Source organism: Parahaliea mediterranea, from assembly GCF_017255185.1.
GTDB lineage: Bacteria > Pseudomonadota > Gammaproteobacteria > Pseudomonadales > Halieaceae > JAFKCZ01.
Genome location: NZ_JAFKCZ010000006.1, coordinates 1 through 18,787, shown reverse-complemented (window position 1 = coordinate 18,787; position 18,787 = coordinate 1). Strand labels below are relative to the sequence as shown.

The following is an 18,787-nucleotide window of genomic DNA, read 5'->3' as shown; positions in this document are numbered from 1 at the left end:
GAATGGTATCGACCCTGCTATTGCACTGTAGGGCCGAATTCATTCGGCCATCCCGGTCGCGCGCTATGTCGCCGGCTTGCCCGCCGCCAGCTTGGCCTGGATGTAATCCCTGTGCGGCACGTAGATCAACTCCGCCACCTGCCGAATCAGGGCCTCTTCATACTTGTCCAGGTTGCCGTCCGCGTAGGCCACCTGCCACATGTGCGCGATCAGTTGTACTTTTCGCCGCGGGCTGTAGTGATCGTTGATCAACCGGGTGAACTCGTACAGCGAGGTCGCCTCCCCGGCGCGCGCCTCGGCCTCGACGATCAGCGCATTCACCTCGGCTTCGGGCAGGTTCAGTGCCTCGCACAACAGCGCCGCCATGGTCTGGCGCTCGCGTGGGTCGACGCCGAAGTCCGCGCGCCCGGTTTCCACCAGCAGGGCTGCCGCCGCCAGGCGCAGGCGGTGTTCCAGTTGCTCCGGGCTGTCCTGCTCGGGTGTCTCAAACAGGGCTTTCAGGGCGCGAATCATGACTGGCTGATCAGCTGCTCCAGCTTGACCTGGTCGGCGATGAAGTTGCGAATCCCCTCGGCCAGTTTCTCGGTGGCCATGGCGTCGTCGTTCAGCGACAGGCGGAAATCCGCCTCCACAGGGGCCCAGCGCGCGCTGTCGGTCGCGGCCTGACCGGGGTGCAGGCTGCGCGGCAGCTCGCCGGTGTCGGCGGCCAGTTCCTCCAGCAGGGCGGGGCTGATGGTCAGTCGGTCGCAGCCCGCCAGGGCCTCCACCTCGCCGGTGTTGCGGAAGCTGGCGCCCATCACCACGGTCTGGTAGCCGTGCTGCTTGTAGTGGTTGTAGATGCGGGTGACGGACTGCACGCCCGGGTCGTCCCCGGGCTGTTCGACGGTGAGGTCGGTATTGGCCTTGTACCAGTCGAGGATGCGGCCGACGAAGGGGGAGATCAGGAATACGCCGGCGTCGGCGCAGGCCGCCGCCTGGCTGAAGCCGAACAGCAGGGTCAGGTTGCAGTTGATGCCCTCGCGCTCCAGCTGCTCGGCGGCGCGGATGCCCTCCCAGGTGGCGGCGACCTTGACCAGGATGCGGCCACGGTGGATGTCGGCCTCTTCGTACATGCCGATCAGCTTGCGGGCCCGGGCCAGGGTGCCGTCCACGTCAAAGGACAGCCGCGCGTCGACCTCGGTGGAAATCCGCCCGGGGATCAGTTCCAGGATTTCGCGGCCCACGTCCACCGCGAAGCGGTCGCAGCAATCCGCCAACTGCTCGTCGCCCGAGCCGCCGCGGGCCGCGGCCCACTGCCGCGCGCCCCGCAGTAGCTCACGGTAGTGGGGCAGGGCGGCGGCCTTGAGCAGGAGCGAGGGGTTGGTGGTGGCGTCCTGGGGCTGGAAGCGGCGAATCGCCTCGATATCCCCGGTGTCGGCCACCACGTCGGTCACGGCCCTGAGTTGGTCCAGTTTGTTGGGCATCTGCGCGGGTCCTGTTATGCGGCGGTCGTCGCGGTATCGGGAGATTCCCGGACCAGCCGGTAGGCCTCGCGCAGTACCTCGACGGTCGCGTCGGTTTTGTAGGCGTTTTCACTGAGATGACGCCGGAATTTGCGAGCGCCGGGCACGCCCTGGTACAAGCCCAGGATGTGCCGGGTGATGTGGTTCAGCCTGGCGCCGGCAGCCAGCTGCTCCTCCACGTAGGGCAGCAGCTCCTCCATGACATCATCCCGGCTGGTGGCCGCTTTGTCCATCCCGAACAGCGCCGTGTCCACCTCCGCCAGGCGCCAGGGGTTCTGGTAGGCCTCGCGGCCGAGCATCACCCCGTCGACTTCCCGCAGGTGTTGCTGGCATTCCTCGAGGGTCTGTATGCCGCCGTTGATCACCACCGTGAGCCGGGGCAGTTCGCGCTTGAGGCGATACACCCAGGGGTAGTTAAGCGGCGGCACCTCGCGGTTTTCCTTGGGCGACAGGCCCTGCAGCCAGGCCTTGCGCGCGTGCACGATGAACACCTCGCAGCCCGCCTCGGCCACGGGCGCCACGAAATCCAGCATCTGCTGGTAGGACTCCATGTCGTCGATACCGATGCGGTGCTTGACCGTGACCGGGATGTCACAGGCATCGCGCATCGCGCGCACGCAGTCCGCCACGAGTTGCGGGCGGGCCATCAGGCAGGCGCCGAACATGCCGGACTGCACCCGGTCCGAGGGGCAGCCGCAGTTGAGGTTCACCTCGTCGTAGTGCCACTGCTGCGCCCAGCGCGCGCAGCGCGCCAGTTCCGCGGGGTCGGAGCCACCCAGCTGCAGGGCCACCGGATGCTCTTCGGGGTTGAAGTGCAGGAAACGCTGGCGATCGCCGTGTATCAGCGCACCAGTTGTGACCATTTCGGTGTACAGGCGGGCCTGCTTGCTGAGCAGGCGCCAGAAGAAGCGGCAGTGGTGGTCCGACCAGTCCATCATGGGGGCAATGCAGAAGCGGTGCGAGGTCGACATAGGCGTTGTTTCTGGGTGACAAGGGTGTTTCGGGCCGGTAACTGAACCAGGTACCGCGCTGGCGCGCGGCTGGTTGATCGCGCTATTGTGCCATTTCCCCCGGCATTTTGCTCGTCGAGGCTTTTCGCGGTCGAGGCTTTCCACGGATGATGGGGCCGGGCGCCGGGGCGCTATCGCCAATAGCGGCTACACTTGCGGTGACCTACCGGGATACTTGCCATGCATTTTTTGTTCGAGGTTCACATCAAGCCCGGCTACAGCGCAGAGCAATACGCCGATGCCTGGGTGCGGGCCAGCCGGATGATCCAGCAGGCTCCCGGCGCGCGCGGAACGCGCCTGCACCGCAAGATCGGCGACCCCGACGTGCTGCTCGCCATCGCCACCTGGAACAGCAAGGGCGAGCGTGACGCCATGGAAAACCATCTGCCGGAGCGGGTGCGCGCGATCATCGCCGCCCAGGCGCCCTTTGTCGATATCAGGGTCATCGGCGAATTCGAGGCCCCGGAGTGGGAGGTGCTGCCGGGGCGCGATGTCTGAGGTGGGCTGTTGTATGATGAAGATCTTGCTGAACAATCGGGCGAAGACCATGTCGTGCATAACCCGCCGTGTCGTTGCGGCGCTGCTGTTGATGTTATTGATACCTGCCAGCTGGGCGGGAACCCTCCTGGTCGCGAACAAGGCCGAGGGCACGGTGACCTTGTTGAGCAGCCCCGGTTTCGAGCCGTTGGCTACCCTGCCCGTGGGGCAGGGCCCGCACGAGATCGCGTTGTCGCCGGAGGGGCTGCGTGCCCTGGTGACCAACTACGGCACTCGCGAGAAGCCGGGCAATACCCTCACGCTGCTCGATCTGGCGCGCCTGCGCCCGGTGGCCACCATCGAGCTGCCCGAGGGGGCGCGGCCCCACGGTATCGCCTGGCCCCGGCCGGATACCGCCGTGGTCACCGCCGAGGGGTTGCGCGCGCTGCTGCTGGTGGACGTGCCCGGTGGCGAGGTTGTCGGCCGCATCGATCTCGATCAGGACGTTGCCCACATGGTGGCCGCGTCGCGGGACGGCAAGAGCGCCTGGGTTGCGAGTATCGGCTCTGGCGTGGTCACCGCGGTCGACCTGGAGTCGGGCGCGGTGCGGGCCAGCGCCGCGGCGGGGGCCGGCACCGAGGGCATCGCCCTGGTCGATGGCGGCAATGAGGTGTGGGTCAGCAACCGGGAAGCGGGCACGGTGTCGGTGTTTGCCGCCGCCACCCTGGAAAAGCTGGCCGACATCGAGGTCGGCGGTTTCCCCATCCGTGTCGAGGCGGACGACGAGCGCGGCCGGGTTTACGTCACCCTGGCGAAAGCCGACGCCATGGCGGTGCTGGACAGCCGCGAGCGCAAGCTGCTGCCGCGCGTTCCCCTGGCAATCGACACTGCGTCCGTGGGAGAGACCCTGTTGTCGGCGGGCGACGTGTCCGGCTCCATTCCCGTGGGCCTGCTGCTGTCCCGGGACGGCGAACTATTGTTCATCGCCCACACCAACGCTCACCGGGTCAGTGTCCGCGACGCCAACTCGCTGGAGCAGCTCAAGGTCTTCACCGCCGGCCGCGAACCGGACGGCATGGCCTGGACCTGGATGGACCTGCCGCTCAGGCAGTAGGGTTTTCCGGGACGGGCGGCTCGCCGCTGGATGTCCCCGCGCCGGACGTCTCCACGCCGGACGTCTCCACGCCGGACGTCTCCACGCCGGACTTGAATACCACCACGTGCTGCAGGTTGAAGCGCACCGGCAGGCTCAGCCCCGGGGCGGTGTCCACGTGGCTGGGAGTGAGGCAGGGCACGCGCTGGCCGTCTGGCAGGCGCAGTTCGTAAAGGTAGTTGGCGCCGCGAAAAGCCCGGTTGGTTACCGGCAGGTGGAGCTGGCTCAACTCGTCGTACTCGATGTCGTCGGGGCGTACCAGCAGGCGTAGCCGCTCCCCCGCCCGCCAGTCGCGGTGCACCATGTCCAGCGCTCCCAGGCCGTCGTTCAGTTCGCCGGCCTCGTTCACCGATACCTCGATAATGCTGCCCTGGCCGATAAACTCGGCGACAAATTCAGTGGCCGGGTTGTGGTAGAGGTTGTACGGCGTGTCCACCTGGGCCAGGCGCCCGCCCCGGAGCAGGGCGATCTGGTCGGCCATGGCGAAGGCCTCGTGCTGGTCGTGGGTGACCAGGATGGCGGTGACGCCGTTGCGCTTGAGCAGTTCGCGCACCTCGCCGGCGAGCTGTTCGCGCAGTTCGGTGTCGAGGCTGGAGAAGGGCTCGTCCAGCAACAGGATGTCCGGCCCCGGGGCCAGCGCCCGCGCCAGGGCCACCCGCTGCTGCTGGCCGCCGGACAGTTCGTGGGGGTAGGCCCCGGCGTAATCGCCCAGGCCCACCAGGGCCAGCATGTCATCCACCCGCGCGCGCCGCTCGGTGCGCTCCAGGGCCGCCAGGCCGAAGCCGATATTGCGGCGCACATCCAGGTGCGGGAACAGGGCGAAGTCCTGGAACACCATGCCCACCCGGCGCCGTTCCGGCGGCAGCAGTATGCCGGGGGCGCTGATGACCTGCCCGCCGAGAACGATATCGCCGGCGGACACCGGCTCGAAGCCGGCGATGGCCCGCAGCAGGGTGGTCTTGCCGCAGCCCGAGGGGCCCAGCAGGCAGCCGATCTGGCCCTGTTCCAGGCTCAGGGAAATACCGGCGACGGCGGTGAAATCGCCGTAGGCGACGGACACGTCCTGAAGGAGCAACTGGCTAGTCATTGCCGTCCCTGTTGTCGTGAAAGGCGGGTGCGCGGGCGGTGCGGGTCATGAGGATAACAGGCAGCAGCCCGATCAGCACAATGGCCAGGGCGGGCAGCGCGGCATCCGCCAGGCGTTCGTCGGAGGCCAGCTCGTGGGCCCGCACCGCCAGGGTGCTGAAATTGAAAGGTCGCAGGATCAAGGTCGTCGGCAGCTCCTTGAGCACATCCACGAACACCAGCAGCAGGGCGGTGGCCAGGGAGCCGCGCAGCATGGGCAGGTGGATGCGGCGCAGAACGCCGAGCGGTCCATGGCCGAGTGAGCGCGCCGACTCGTCGAGACTGGGGCGGATTCGCGCCAGGCCGGCGTCCACGGTTTGCAGCGACACCGACAGGAAGCGCACCACATAGGCGAACACCAGCGCCGCCAGGGTGCCGCTCAGCAGCAGGCCGGTGGAAATATCGAAGTACTCGCGCATGAAACCGTCCACCCGGTTGTCCAGCCAGGCGAAGGGAATCAGCACGCCCACGGCGATCACGGTGCCGGGCACCGCGTAGCCCATGGACGAGACCCGCGCGGCCTGCTGCTCCAGGGGGCCCGGGTGCAGGCGCTTGCCGTAGCCCAGCAGCAGGGCGATCAACAGGCAGGCCACGGAGGCCATGGCCGCCAGCGAAAAGCTGCTGCCCACCAGGGTAAAAAAGGCCGCCATGTCGGTGTCTGCCAGGCGCGCCGCCGCCCAGCTGCCCAGCTGCAGGGCCGGCAGCAGGAAGCCGGCGCTAAGGATCGATAGCGCCACCGCAAAGGCGAGCCAGCCGCGCCAGCCGGTCAGCGGCAAGCGGTGTGCCTGGCGGCGGGCGCTGACATGGTGGAAGCGCATGCGCCGCCGCGAAGCCTGTTCCAGCAGGAACAGGGCGAATACGAACAACAGCAGGAAGGCCGCCAGCTGGGCCGCGGTCTGCAGCTCGCCGAGGCCGTACCAGGTGCGGAAGATGCCGGTGGTAAAGGCGCTGACGCCGAAGTAGTCGACGGTGCCGTAATCCGCCAGGGCCTCCATCAGCGCCAGGCTGGTGCCGGCCACCAGCGCCGGCCGCGCCATCGGCAGGGCGACCTGGAACAGGGTGGCCCAGGGCCCCTTGCCGAGGCTGCGGCTGGCCTCCAGCACCGCGGTGGACTGCTCGCTGAAGGCCACCCGCACCAGCAGGTAGACATAGGGATAGAGCACCAGCGACAGCATGCACACCGCGCCGCCCAGGGAGCGGATGGCGGGGAAATAGTAGTCGCCGTAGCCCCAGCCGAACTGCGCCCGCAGGGCGGATTGCACCGGCCCGGAGTAGTCCAGCATGCCGGTGTAGGTGTAGGCGATGATATAGGCGGGAATGGCCATGGGCAGCAGCAGCGCCCAGCTGAACACGCGCCGACCGGGGAAGTCGCACATGGCGGTGAGCCAGGCGCCGGTGACCCCCAGCAGCAGGGTGCCCACGCCGACTCCCAGCATCAGCAGCAGGGAGTTGACCACGTAGTCGCGCAGCACCGTATCCAGCAGGTGCTCCCAGACCGGGCTGTAGCCCTGCAGCAGGCTGGCGACAATGACCAGTACCGGTACCGCGATGATCGCCGCGGTCAGCAATAGCAGGGCGCGCCAGCTGTGGCTGACGCGCCGTTCGGAACTGCTTGTGGAAGTGAGTTTGGCGCTTATTTCCAATTCGCCCGATCCATGGCCATGACTGCCTGCGCATTCAAGCGCCCAAGCTCGGTCACGTCAACTGAATCGGCCTTGAAATCGCCCCAGGACTGGATCAGCGCGCTGGGCTCGATGTCCTCGCGCACCGGGTACTCGTTGTTGCGCTCGGCGTACCAGTGCTGGGCTTCCGGGCCGGCCAGGAATTCGATCAGGGCCTTGGCCTGCTCCACGTTGCGCGCCGCCGTGGTAATGCCGGCGCCGCTGACGTTGACGTGGGTGCCGCGACCGGCCTGGTTGGGGAAGAACAGCGCGACTTTATCCGCGGCGGCCTTCTCCTCGGCGGTGCCGCTGTCCTGCATGGCGCCGAAGTAATAGCTGTTGACCAGGGCCAGGTCGCACTGGCCGGCGGCCACTGCCTTGATCTGGTCGCGGTCCCCGCCCTGGGGCGGGCGGGCGAAGTTGGCCACCAGGCCCTTCAGCCACTGTTCGGTCTGCGCCTCGCCCTCGGTGGCCAGCATGCCGGCGACCATGGACTGGTTGTAGATGTTGCTGGAGGAGCGCACGCACAGGCGGCCGCGCCAGTTTTCATCGGCCAGGGCTTCGTAGGTGCTGAGCTGGTCCGGGGTGACCCGGTCCTTGGCGTAGGCAATCACCCGCGCGCGCACCGACAGGCCGTACCAGTAGTCGGCGCTGTCGCGCAGGTGGGCGGGGACCACTTCCTTGAGGAAGTCGGAATGCAGCGGCTGCAGCACGCCGGCCTCGCGGGCGCGGTACAGGCGGCCGGCATCCACGGTCAGCAGCATGTCCGCCGGTGTGTTGCGGCCCTCGTTGCGCAGGCGGGTGAGCAGGGCGTCACCGCCGCCGGTGACCAGGTTGACCTCGATGCCGGTTTCCTCGGTGAAGCGCTCGAGGATGGGCTTGATCAGCGCTTCCTGGCGGGCGGAATAGACATTGACGTGCTCGGCCAGGGCAAGGGGGGTGAACAGTGCAAAGGCCAGGACCGCGGCCAGACGACGCAGGGCCGTTGAAGGGAAGTGCATGGGTACCTCGCAGGGTGTCGGTTGATGACAGCTAAACGAAAACTATTCTCATTTAGTAGAACACAGACGGGGCCCCTTGTCACTCGGCAATCGTGCGCTCGGCAATTGTGCGAAGTCGGCGCACGTTCCGTGTGGGCGCTATACTGTGACCCTTTAGCCTCGGGGACCGTTCACATGAAGCTGCGCATAGCCGCCCTGGTATGCTGCACGGCGCTGGCGGCACCGGCATTGGCGAGCGATCTCAGCCTGCTGCTGGGCTGGCAGTACAATCGCGATATGGAAATCGGCGAGGACCCGGCGCCGGACACCCCGGGGCAGCCCGGCGACAACATCGAGCTGGACAGCGACGCCGCCTATACCCTGGGGCTCGACTTCCCCCTGCCCGGGGACCCCGATGCGCGACTGGGGGCGCTGGTAACCCACAGCCAGACCCGTTTCGACGATGTGGCGGGGCTGCGCGAGGCGGGCATGGAGGTGACCCACGTGCATTTCACCGGCACCCGCTACTACCCCCGCGGGCACTGGGAACCCTTCGCCATGGCCGGGGTTGGCGCCGGCTTTTTCAATCCGCGGGACAGCTCCCTCGACAGCGCCACCCGTTTCTCCGGCCACATTGCCGGCGGCGCCAATTACCGTCTCGGTGAATCATTACTGCTGCGCTTCGAGGCGCGCTGGCTGGCGACTTTCTTCGACGGCCGCGGCGCCGCAATCTGCTCCGGCGGCTGCGCGGTGGCTTTTGAATCCAGTACCTATTCCCAGCTCCAGGTGAATGCCGGATTGCTGTTTCGTTTCTGAGTCCGGGACCCGCGCCGCGTGTGGGATTTGCCCGGGTGAGCCCGTATAATCGCCACCCCGAAGACACAAGCCCAGGATAACCATGACTGTTCGCACCCGCGTCGCGCCATCGCCCACCGGTGACCCCCACGTCGGCACCGCCTATATCGCCCTGTTCAACCAGTGCTTCGCCCGGGCCCACGGCGGCCAGTTTCTGCTGCGTATCGAGGACACCGACCAGGCGCGCAGCACCCCGGAGTCGGAGCAGGCCATCCTGGATTCCCTGCGCTGGCTGGGTCTCGATTGGGACGAGGGCCCGGACGTGGGCGGCGACCACGGCCCCTACCGCCAGAGCGAGCGCATGGAGTTGTACGGCCAGTACGCGCGGCAACTGGTAGCGGCCGGCAAGGCCTTCATCTGCTATCGCAGCGCCGAGGAGCTGGACGCGCTGCGCGAGGCGCGCCGCGCCGCGGGCAACGGCACCGCGCTGAAACCCTCCGACCTCAAGTTGCCCGAGGAGGAAGTGGCCCGGCGCGAGGCGGCCGGCGAGCCCTACGTGATCCGCATGATGGTGCCGGAAGACGACGGCCGCTGCGAAATCGACGACATGCTGCGCGGCAGCATCGAGCTCGACTGGGGCATGGTCGACGCGCAGATCCTGCTCAAGTCCGACGGCATGCCCACCTACCACCTGGCCAACGTGGTGGACGATCACCTGATGGGTATTACCCACGTGATTCGCGGCGAGGAATGGATCAACTCGGCGCCCAAGCACAAGCTGCTGTACGAGTACTTCGGTTGGGACATGCCGCAGTTGTGTCACCTGCCGCTGCTGCGCAACCCGGACAAGTCCAAGCTGAGCAAGCGCAAGAATCCCACCAGTATCCTGTACTACCAGCGCATGGGCTTTCTGCCCGAGGCGCTGCTCAACTACCTCGGTCGCATGGGCTGGTCAATGCCCGACGAGCGCGAGAAGTTCTCCCTTGCCGACATGCTGGAGCACTTCGATATCCAGCGCGTGTCCCTGGGCGGCCCGATCTTTGACGTGGAGAAGTTGCGCTGGCTGAACGGCCTGTGGATCCGCGAGGACCTGGATACCGCGCAGCTGGCCCAGCGCCTGGTGGACTGGGCCTACAATGCCGACAATCTGCAACGGGTGCTGCCCCACGCGCAAAAGCGCATGGAAGTGTTGAGCGATTTTGCGCCGCTCGCGGCCTTTTTGGTATCGGGTACGCTGCCCATTACGGAAGACAGTTTCAGCGCGGTGAAGGGCGAGCGCGAGGACATCCTGCGCCACCTGCAATTCGCCCTGTGGCGCCTGGAGGCCCTGCGGCACTGGAACCGCGACACGATCTGGGACACGCTCAAGGGCCTGGCGGACGCCGAGGGCGTGAAAGTGAAGGATTTCCTGGCGCCGCTGTTCGTCGCCATCGCCGGTTCCAGCGCGTCCTTCTCGGTGGTGGACTCCATGGAACTGCTGGGGCCGGACATGAGCCGGGCGCGCCTGCGCCACGCCATCGAAGTGCTGGGCGGAGTGTCGAAGAAAGCGATGAAACGCCTGGAGAAAACCTACCAACAACTGGGGTAAGTGATGTCAGCGGACCTGTTCGGCTCAGTACTCAGCACCGGCCTGCGCGGCAGCAGCGGGATCAATACCCGCCCCGCGAGCCATCCGCCGGCACAGCGCCTGCGCTTGTACGATATCGAGAACTGCCCCTACTGCCGCCTGGTGCGCGAGGCCCTGACCGAACTCAACCTCGACGTGGAAATCTACCCCTGCCCCAAGGGCGGGGAGCGTTTCCGGCCCGAGGTGGTGGCAATGGGGGGCAAGGCGCAGTTTCCCTTCCTGTTCGACCCCAATGACGACAGCGGCCGCTACGAGTCGCTGGATATCATCGCCTACCTCTACGACCGCTACGCCAAGCGCCGCCTGCCGTTGAAGTGGTGGCCGGGGCCGGCGCAGACCTTCAGCTCCTCCCTCGCCAGCCTGCCGCGCCTGGCCGCGCCGGCGCGGGCGCGGCCCGGGCGGGTGCCGCCGCAGATGCTGGAACTGTACAGTTTCGAGAGCAGCCCCTTCGCGCGCCTGGTGCGCGAGGAGCTCTGCGCCCTGGAAATTCCCTATATCGTGCGCCAGTGCGGCCGCACCCGTGCGACCCAGTGGCTGCCGCCGGCGGTGCGCGAGCGCCTGGACCTCAGCGGCGGCGAACTGCCCAACCGTCGCTACCTGCTGGAACACACCGGGCGCATGGCGGTGCCCTACCTGCGCGACCCGAACAGGGGGGAGGGGATGTACGAGTCCGCCGATATCATCGCCTACCTGCGCGAACACTACGGCGAGCCCTGACCGCGCTGGCGGCTGGCGCCAGCCTGTGCGCGCCCCGGTCAACCTGGTGGCGCAAGGGGTGGGGCAGCACCTACAATGGGCGCAGATGTGTCTTGTGTGGTGGCAACGTGGCAATCAGTACCTTCGACCTGTTCAAAATCGGCATCGGCCCCTCCAGCTCGCACACCGTGGGCCCGATGAACGCCGCCCGCCAGTTTGCCGAGGCGCTGGAAGAAGAGGGGCTGCTGGCGCGCTGTGAGCGGGTCACCGCGGAACTCTACGGTTCCCTGGGGGCCACCGGCGCCGGCCACGGCTCCCCCAAGGCGGTGATCCTGGGCCTGGAGGGCGAGTCGCCCGAGACCGTGGCGGTGGAATCCATCGCCGGGCGCGTGGCCGCGGTGCGCGAACAGAGCCGGCTTAAATTAATGGGCAGCCGCGAGATCGATTTCAGTTACCGCAACGACCTGATCATGCACCGCACCGAGTCGCTGCCCTACCACAGCAACGGCATGCGCTTTAGCGCCTACGACGGTGGTGGCGAGGTGTTGAGCCAGCGGGTGTTCTACTCCGTGGGTGGCGGCTTCGTGGTGGACGAGGCCGCCGCCGAGGGCGATGTGCTGGTGGAGGACCCCACCGCGGTGCCGTACCCCTTTACCTCCGCCGCCGAGCTGCTGGAGCAGTGCCGGGAGCACGGCCTGTCGATCAGCGCCCTGATGATGGCCAATGAGAAGGCCTGGCGCAGCGAAACGGAGATTCGCGAGAGTCTGCTGAAGATCTGGCACGTGATGGATGACTGCATCCGTCGCGGCGCCAGCACCGAGGGCATCATGCCCGGGGGGCTGAAGGTCAAGCGCCGCGCGGCCCAGCTGCACCGCCAGTTGAAGAGCGGCTCCGGCTCCTTCGGCGACGATTCCCTCACCACCATGGACTGGGTCACCCTCTACGCCCTGGCGGTCAACGAGGAGAACGCTGCCGGCGGGCGCATCGTCACCGCGCCCACCAACGGCGCCGCCGGCATCATCCCCGCGGTACTCAAGTACTACCTGGGCCACTGCAAGGGCGCCAGCGAGGAGGATGTGGGCCGCTTCCTGCTGACCGCGGCGGCCATCGGTATCCTGTACAAGATCAATGCCTCCATCTCCGGCGCCGAGGTCGGCTGCCAGGGGGAGGTGGGCTCCGCCTGCTCGATGGCCGCCGGCGCCCTGGCCGACGCCCTGGGCGGCACTCCGGCCCAGGTGGAGAACGCCGCCGAGATCGCCATGGAGCACAACCTCGGCCTGACCTGCGACCCCATCGGCGGCCTGGTGCAGGTGCCCTGCATCGAGCGCAACGCCATGGCCGCGATCAAGGCCATCAGCGCCGCGCGCATGGCCCTGCGCGGCAGCGGCGAGCACTATGTGTCCCTGGACCAGGTGATCAAGACCATGCGCGACACCGGCCGCGACATGCAGGACAAGTACAAGGAGACCGCCCGCGGCGGCCTGGCGGTGAACGTGCTGGAGGTGCCGGTCAGCATTATCGAGTGCTGAACGAGGGCCTGTTAAAAGGTGCCCAAAGGTGTTGACAGGCCCCGCGCCCCTCACTAAAATGCGCACCACTTCGTTGAGCAGAGCACGATTAATTTCAAGCCTTTTCAACGAGTTACCAGTTTACTGGGGCTATAGCTCAGCTGGGAGAGCGCAACACTGGCAGTGTTGAGGTCTGCGGTTCGATCCCGCATAGCTCCACCAATTTAAAACCCTCGAGTCGTTAGGCTCGGGGGTTTTTTTTAGTCCGCCAGGCGAACCGCAGACCCGGTTAGCGCCGGGAGGCCGGCCGCATAGCTCCACCAATTTAAAACCCTCGAGCCGTCAGGAGCGGCTCCAGGCACTCAGGTCACTTGCGCCTTTATTCCTATCCCTTATGCTACCCGACCCAGTGGCAACACGGGTCCGGTACCCCATGACCAACGTACAACTCGAAACACCGCGGCTCCTGTTGCGGCCTCCGCAAGCCGATGATTTCCCGCGCTTCGCCGAATTCTCCGCCGATCCGGTGACCATGGAGCACCTGGGGGGAGTGCAGGCTGAATCCGACGCATGGCGCGCTTTTGCCGGGCTCATTGGGGCGTGGCAGCTGCAGCCCGCCGCCATGTTCTCTGTCATCGAGAAGTCTTCCGGGCAGTGGATAGGCCGTATCGGGCCCTGGACGCCCCTGCACTGGCCAGTGCGGGAAGTCGGCTGGGGATTGCTGCGCTCGGCGGAGGGCAAGGGCTACGCCCTGGAAGCTGCGGTTGCGAGTATCAATTACGCCTTTGACGTGCTGGGGTGGGAGCGTGTGGACCATCTGATTGCCGATACCAATAGCCGCTCCCAGGCACTGGCCAAGCGACTCGGCTCGCAGCCCGGTGAGGAGATGCGGATGCCCGGTTCACTGGCAAAGTATCAGGTAAGAGCCTGGGGGCAGGACCGGGATACCTGGAAAGCCAACGCTATACAGATATAAATATGAGTGGGCAGAGTCCTCTCTGCTTCACCGCTGGTGGCGCTTGTTGTAGACGTGCACTACCCAATCGACGGCTTTCGCCACAAAGTCGACAAGCCAGGCTTCACGATTTTGGCTGATGAATTGTACAGTTCTAAATCGATCAGGCCTGTAATTGCCGTCGCCGGCTCTATGAGAACAATGATGAAAGCAGCTTTTTCACGACGGACTTATGGATAGCCCACTGATTCTATGTGATATTTTATCAGTGGCCGGAGTGCATATAAGACCCCGGCAGGTCTCATGAATATCGAGGGATTCTTTTCAGCAGCTACTGACCATTTGTGAACTGCAACCGACAGGTTTCTTCACCCCGTGCCGGCGATGTAAATTCCCAGTCCAATTGCCAATATAAAGGACGGAATAACTCCAGCACTGATCAGCATGTAGCGACCGGCTCTCGCCAAGCCCTTGGCATCGTCAATTTGAAGACATTCTTTTCGTTTAAAAACTGCATACACGCAGATCAGGTTGAAGAGAATCGCCAGCATTGCGAAGATCAGCTTGTATAAAAACAGCCCTTCGAAGTGACGCTCGTGTAGCATAAGTAAGCCTGTGGCAAGTATGACAAGCAGGGCTGGTAATTCTATCCACCGGTCGGTGACTGCATGCATACTCGCGGCTCGTAGATTCGCTTCTGGACTGGCAGTCCCATCGCGTTCGATCACCCACTCAGCGCCAACCACCCCTATCCAGACACCAACTGCTAATAGGTGAACAATGAGAACTATTGTCATAGCCTGCTCCTGACCGTGGGACTATTGATATGTTTTGATGCCAACCACCTCTCGCTGGCAAGTAGATTGACTCATTGCTCAGTACTCAAAAATAATATCCAATCCATAGGTTCTAGGTTCGTTCCAGGCCACAGCGCTTCCGATACCAGCAGTAAATCGATGGGCTTCATACTCGGTATCGATAAGATTGTTAGCCCACAGAGCTAAGCGAAGACTACCGTTGTAAACTTCGTTGAACCCAATACTTAGTCTCGCATTGACCACTCCATAGTCGTCACGGGTCCAGAATCCTTTAACAGTTTTGTCTGCGGTCGTGCTGGCACTCATGTAGGTTTCATCTTGCCAGCTGTAGGCAATATAAAAGTCAGTCTGACTATTAGCCGGAGTATCAATAGTGTAATTAAGAGCAATGTTGTAAGCGTGCCGTGGGGTATAGGGTAGTGAGAACTGGTTTGTGATGTCTGAACCATTGGCGGGATTTAAAACTTCCTCAATAGTCCAGTCCAAAAAAGCATAGTCGACGCCGATCTGTAAGTTCTGGGTTAACTGCATCAGCACGTCCAGCTCAAATCCGCGAATCTCAGCAGAGCCTGCGTTATAGGTATTAACCACTTGTATCTGCGTTGGGTCGGGAGACAAATCAAGTTGCATGTTCTGGTAATCGGAGAGAAACACAGCAGCGTTGAGACGAAGGCGGCGATCTAGCCAGTAAGATTTAATCCCCAACTCATAACTGGTTATTTCTTCTGGGTCGTAGGCAATGGTGAAGTCGGCGGAGGACTCTGCAAGACCACCCGACTTGTAAGCTGTAGATATTTTAGCGTAGCCGGTGATGTCATCGGTCCACTGATGTTGAATGGACAATGCGGGGTCAAAGCTTTCGTAACTGACTGATTTCTCAACATCGACATCGACCGGAAAAGTACTGCCATATTCCAACACTTCAGCTGACAGATCACGGACACCGGCTCGTGTATCCTCGGTATAACGTACCCCCAAAATAAAGGTTAACCGATCATCGAGAACAGGTGGCGTATAGGCCCCTTGACCATAGACAGCACTGGATTCATTGTCAGTGGTAACATAACGGTGATAACGTAAATTGAGCGGTGATGGGATATTGTTGCCGGGGTCAAAGTTGTCTTGTAGGTCGAGTAATCCGAGAGTTTGGGCGTGGCTCGCGCTGTCGGAAAAATAGTACAGTCCAGCCACATATTCCAAGCGCTGATCGAGCGCATTACCTACCAACTGAATTTCCTGGGAAAACTGCCTACTTTTAATATCATCCATTGACGTGTAGTAAGAATATACGAAGGCAGCATCCATGTAGTCCTGAGAGTACACCGACTCCAGTTCACTGTAGTGGGAGATGGATTTCAATGTAAGTTTCTCGGATATCGACCAATCAAGTGTTAACGTATGTCCCGTAGTCTCGGTGTCGCCGAGTTCCATGTCTGCAGCGCGTGGTGTTTTTGTATGGGGGAAAGTCGAATAGGTCGGCGATGCAAGCAGGTCATTCTGATAGTAGATGGGGGACGATTCTAGTTCGGTGTTTTCAAATGCATAATCTATGCTGAACTGATCGGTTAAATCTGCACGAGCTGAAAATCGAAATCCCTGTTGCCGATTCTCACCGTAATCTGGCGAGCCACCAATATTATCGACGTAGCCGTCTTTATCGCTGCTTACATACGAAAATTTGGTAGCGATTCCCGCCATTTCAGGAAGTTCTACAACGCTGAGACTACGCCAGTAATCGCGATTTCCAATACTCAATGATTGCTTAAATCCCAGTTCCCCGGCTGGCTTCTCTGTGATGATATTGACCGCGCCTCCGGTGGTGTTTCGACCATAGAGCGTGCCCTGTGGGCCGCGCAGAACCTCTACCCGCTCAATATCGGCTAGATCCATAGTTACTGATTGGGGGCGCACCATGTACACGCCATCAATGTAGACGCCGACGGCTCCTTCACGCGTTATCTGCCCAACATCATTGACGCCCTGTCCACGCATATACATTATCAGTGCATCACTGCTGCTCGGGTACACAGAAAAATTCAACGCGGGAAGTGTAGTGGCAAGTTTCGCGAAATCGTTTGCTCCTTTGAGTTCTAACGTGTGATTGTTATAGGCTGATATTGCAATAGGAATGTCTTGGGTCGATTCACTGCGTTTCTGCGCCGTTACGACAACCTCTTCCAGTCGTAAGTTGTTTTCTGCTACAACTGGCAAGCTGAGTCCAAGAGCAATGACCTGAGGAAATATTGAAGGTAAAAATTTATGGCATTGCGGCATATCCAATCTCCACGCGTAGTTTTTATGTGACGCCAGCTTTTCTCGGGCTTGACCCGTTCTCCGCTCTTGGCAGTGAGCTGGTGTTACCGTAGTGGCTTACTTGGTTGGGTACTCTATTGGCGTATGGCTCACGGCGCATGAGCCATTTGGCCCACTCCGGGTTACTATTGTCAGTAACAATAGAAAAGTTGGAGCGGCGTATGCCTGATCTCTTTGAGAGGTTGGTTTCGGCTATTTATCAAGGGCCACTCGAACCAAAGCCTTGGCTAAGTTTTACTGAACTGCTCAGGATACATTTAGACGCTACAGCTGTAGCACTTGTGCTCATGCCCAGTAGTAGTGACCGCATAGAGATCAGTGTAAGAGCCGATGCAGAAGATTGTGGCTTTGATTGGGTTGTTCTCAATCGCCAGTACAACGAACACTACATAGATATTGACCCGACCAATTCGACAGATATTCAACCGGGTGAGTACCGTGATGTTTCCAATTATCGAGATTCTCTATATTACACGGAGTTTCTTCAGCCACTGGGAATTTACCACGCGTTTCGTATGAGCTTTGCTGAACCAGGGGGAATGCGCTGCTGGATATCCGCGGCAAGAACCGAAAAAAACAAACCGTTTGATCAGGATGTACGTGATTTGTTGGGCCGAATAAAGCCTCACCTGGAACAGGCCATGGCAATATTCTCCAAGCTAAAACTGAGCGAAAACAAGGCCCAGCTTTACCAGCATATGACGTCACAGTTGAATATTGGCTTAGTCTTACTTAATGATAGAGGGGTAGTAATTGATTGTAACGATATCGCCAAGCAACTCCTTGAAGACAGTGGCGTTGTTTCGTTGCGCTCTGAACGCCTTAAGGCCAGTTCAGCGTCTGACAACCAAGTTCTACAGAAATCAATTGATGAGTTAATATCGTTGCGCAATAATGGTCAAGACGCAGTGAAATTATGCCGCTTTGATCGTGATAGCGAGAATCTTGTCTCCGTGTTACTGCGCACCATCCCGCAACACGCCTACTTCTATGGAGATGTGGCGCCGGCTATAGTTATCTATTTGTCAAACTTGTATCTAAGCGCTAGTAATTATTGTGGTCGTACCACATCACTTCGACTGGTTTCTGATCTGTTTGGTTTAACTCAAGCGGAATCTCGTCTCGCGTTATTGCTGGCGGATGGTAAGTCGTTGGTGGAAATTTCTGAAGAACTTTCTATTTCTGAGAGAACTGCCCGGAATCACTCAAAGAATATTTATGAGAAAACCGGGATAAAACGACAAGCCAACCTGGTTCGACTGATCTATCAGAGTGTCGTGTTGCTGAGTTAAGCGGTCCATTTCGTTTACTGATTAAGTACGCAGTGTACTCCCGTAGGGCTGTACACTAAGGCCACACACTGATTGCAATGCGTACAGCCGTTTCTGTATTCGCTATTCTGTAGCAAATTGTTCATGAAGCTGGGGTCTTTTATCAATGCCCTTCCCATTGCGACGAACTCGAATCCTTCTGTCATTGCCTCGATTGCTGAGGCTGGGCTACTTACACCACCTAGATACACCAGTGGGCAGTCCACTACCGAGCGTAGTTTTTTTGCCATGTCCATAAAGTAAAGTTCATGGTAAGGAGTTGCCCGGTACTGCATGTGACCAAACAATTTCAATGCGATCTTGCTAATCGGATTTTTCTGGAGTCTAGCCATTGCAGGTATTGGATTATCACCTCTAAACATAAATGAAGTATCACCAGAACTCCTGCCACCACTGGTGACAATGGCATCAATGCCTGCTTCTTCAAGCCGGCGACCGATTACAAGGTAGTCATCAATTCTTAGCCCATGTTTGGCAGCATCATCAAGGTTGATCTTTGCGATAACTGCAGCGTTATTACCGACGGCTTTCTTGACTTCAGTGACTACGGATAATGGTAGTCTCATGCGATTATCCTCATTGCCGCCATACTGATCGCGTCGTCTATTGTGGTCTGGGCTAAGAAATTGATTGAGTAGGTATCCGTGACCCATTTTGGAGTGGTCAACTGATTTGTGACAACCCAGTTAAGCGGCTTTCTTCATTTCTAGCATAGCCGCTTCGTACTGGCTGGGACTGGTGTAACCCAGGTACGAATGCAGCCGTTGGCTGTTATAGAACATCGCAATGTAGTCCAGTATGTCCTGCTGTGCATCGGCGCGGGTTTGATAATGCTT

Annotated in this window: 18 protein-coding genes and 1 tRNA gene; 9 read left to right on the top strand and 10 right to left on the bottom strand. The window is 61.4% G+C overall.

What is annotated here, in order from left to right; genetic code table 11:
* Nucleotides 1–63: 63 nt before the first annotated feature.
* From JYP50_RS08755 to dusA, 3 genes are read right to left on the bottom strand one after another with little or no spacing between them, the layout of a single operon-like run.
* Nucleotides 64–513, bottom strand: a complete 450-nt coding sequence (locus JYP50_RS08755) for a TerB family tellurite resistance protein (protein ID WP_206560132.1) — start codon at nt 511–513, stop codon at nt 64–66.
* Complete coding sequence (tal, locus tag JYP50_RS08750; RefSeq protein ID WP_206560131.1) at nt 510–1,463, bottom strand: transaldolase; 954 nt, start codon at nt 1,461–1,463, stop codon at nt 510–512. Before tal ends, JYP50_RS08755 begins: the two co-directional genes overlap by 4 nt.
* 14 nt (nt 1,464–1,477) lie before the next feature.
* Nucleotides 1,478–2,473: a tRNA dihydrouridine(20/20a) synthase DusA gene (gene dusA, locus JYP50_RS08745; RefSeq protein WP_206560130.1), complete on the bottom strand. Its 996-nt coding sequence runs from the start codon at nt 2,471–2,473 to the stop codon at nt 1,478–1,480.
* A gap of 219 nt (nt 2,474–2,692) precedes the next feature.
* Here dusA and JYP50_RS08740 point away from each other — a divergent pair, with 219 nt between their 5' ends.
* Together JYP50_RS08740 and JYP50_RS08735 are read left to right on the top strand one after the other, a co-directional pair.
* Nucleotides 2,693–3,010: an antibiotic biosynthesis monooxygenase family protein gene (locus tag JYP50_RS08740; RefSeq protein ID WP_206560129.1), complete on the top strand. Its 318-nt coding sequence runs from the start codon at nt 2,693–2,695 to the stop codon at nt 3,008–3,010.
* A 49-nt stretch (nt 3,011–3,059) separates the two neighbouring features.
* Complete coding sequence (locus JYP50_RS08735; RefSeq protein ID WP_206560128.1) at nt 3,060–4,103, top strand: YncE family protein; 1,044 nt, start codon at nt 3,060–3,062, stop codon at nt 4,101–4,103.
* On the opposite strand, the gene JYP50_RS08730 is transcribed toward JYP50_RS08735, so the two are convergent.
* Genes JYP50_RS08730 through JYP50_RS08720 form a run of 3 tightly spaced genes read right to left on the bottom strand, consistent with a single transcriptional unit; the run spans nt 4,093 to nt 7,929 of the window.
* Nucleotides 4,093–5,229 carry an ABC transporter ATP-binding protein gene (locus tag JYP50_RS08730; RefSeq protein WP_206560127.1) on the bottom strand — a complete coding sequence of 379 codons (1,137 nt, stop codon included), beginning with the start codon at nt 5,227–5,229 and terminating at the stop codon, nt 4,093–4,095. The genes JYP50_RS08735 and JYP50_RS08730 overlap by 11 nt on opposite strands.
* Nucleotides 5,222–6,910: an ABC transporter permease gene (locus JYP50_RS08725; protein WP_206560126.1), complete on the bottom strand. Its 1,689-nt coding sequence runs from the start codon at nt 6,908–6,910 to the stop codon at nt 5,222–5,224. Before JYP50_RS08725 ends, JYP50_RS08730 begins: the two co-directional genes overlap by 8 nt.
* Nucleotides 6,901–7,929: a Fe(3+) ABC transporter substrate-binding protein gene (locus JYP50_RS08720; RefSeq protein ID WP_206560125.1), complete on the bottom strand. Its 1,029-nt coding sequence runs from the start codon at nt 7,927–7,929 to the stop codon at nt 6,901–6,903. The genes JYP50_RS08725 and JYP50_RS08720 overlap by 10 nt, the downstream gene beginning before the upstream one ends.
* 174 nt (nt 7,930–8,103) lie before the next feature.
* Here JYP50_RS08720 and JYP50_RS08715 point away from each other — a divergent pair, with 174 nt between their 5' ends.
* The 6 genes from JYP50_RS08715 (at nt 8,104) to JYP50_RS08690 (ending at nt 13,510) form a co-directional block, all read left to right on the top strand.
* Nucleotides 8,104–8,724: an outer membrane beta-barrel protein gene (locus JYP50_RS08715; RefSeq protein ID WP_206560124.1), complete on the top strand. Its 621-nt coding sequence runs from the start codon at nt 8,104–8,106 to the stop codon at nt 8,722–8,724.
* An 82-nt stretch (nt 8,725–8,806) separates the two neighbouring features.
* Nucleotides 8,807–10,291, top strand: a complete 1,485-nt coding sequence (gene gltX, locus JYP50_RS08710) for a glutamate--tRNA ligase (protein ID WP_206560123.1) — start codon at nt 8,807–8,809, stop codon at nt 10,289–10,291.
* Nucleotides 10,292–10,294: 3 nt separating this feature from the next.
* Nucleotides 10,295–11,047 (top strand): glutathione S-transferase N-terminal domain-containing protein, encoded by a 753-nt coding sequence (locus tag JYP50_RS08705; RefSeq protein ID WP_206560122.1) that lies wholly within the window; start codon nt 10,295–10,297, stop codon nt 11,045–11,047.
* Nucleotides 11,048–11,154: 107 nt separating this feature from the next.
* Nucleotides 11,155–12,555 carry an L-serine ammonia-lyase gene (locus JYP50_RS08700; RefSeq protein WP_206560121.1) on the top strand — a complete coding sequence of 467 codons (1,401 nt, stop codon included), beginning with the start codon at nt 11,155–11,157 and terminating at the stop codon, nt 12,553–12,555.
* A gap of 125 nt (nt 12,556–12,680) precedes the next feature.
* A tRNA-Ala gene (locus JYP50_RS08695) sits at nt 12,681–12,756 on the top strand.
* A gap of 211 nt (nt 12,757–12,967) precedes the next feature.
* Nucleotides 12,968–13,510, top strand: a complete 543-nt coding sequence (locus tag JYP50_RS08690; RefSeq protein WP_206560120.1) for a GNAT family N-acetyltransferase — start codon at nt 12,968–12,970, stop codon at nt 13,508–13,510.
* A 347-nt stretch (nt 13,511–13,857) separates the two neighbouring features.
* Here the strand turns inward: JYP50_RS08690 and JYP50_RS08685 are convergent, their stop codons facing one another.
* Together JYP50_RS08685 and JYP50_RS08680 are read right to left on the bottom strand one after the other, a co-directional pair.
* Complete coding sequence (locus JYP50_RS08685; RefSeq protein ID WP_206560119.1) at nt 13,858–14,286, bottom strand: hypothetical protein; 429 nt, start codon at nt 14,284–14,286, stop codon at nt 13,858–13,860.
* A 78-nt stretch (nt 14,287–14,364) separates the two neighbouring features.
* Nucleotides 14,365–16,581 (bottom strand): TonB-dependent receptor, encoded by a 2,217-nt coding sequence (locus JYP50_RS08680; RefSeq protein ID WP_206560118.1) that lies wholly within the window; start codon nt 16,579–16,581, stop codon nt 14,365–14,367.
* Between the two features lie 200 nt (nt 16,582–16,781).
* Here JYP50_RS08680 and JYP50_RS08675 point away from each other — a divergent pair, with 200 nt between their 5' ends.
* Nucleotides 16,782–17,912, top strand: a complete 1,131-nt coding sequence (locus JYP50_RS08675) for a helix-turn-helix transcriptional regulator (RefSeq protein ID WP_206560117.1) — start codon at nt 16,782–16,784, stop codon at nt 17,910–17,912.
* A 14-nt stretch (nt 17,913–17,926) separates the two neighbouring features.
* Here JYP50_RS08675 and JYP50_RS08670 read toward each other — a convergent pair whose 3' ends face one another.
* Nucleotides 17,927–18,604, bottom strand: a complete 678-nt coding sequence (locus JYP50_RS08670; protein WP_206560116.1) for a hypothetical protein — start codon at nt 18,602–18,604, stop codon at nt 17,927–17,929.
* 33 nt (nt 18,605–18,637) lie between these two features.
* Nucleotides 18,638–18,787, bottom strand: a 150-nt coding sequence (locus JYP50_RS08665; RefSeq protein WP_206560096.1) for an IS3 family transposase, incomplete at its 5' end; no start/stop codon positions are given.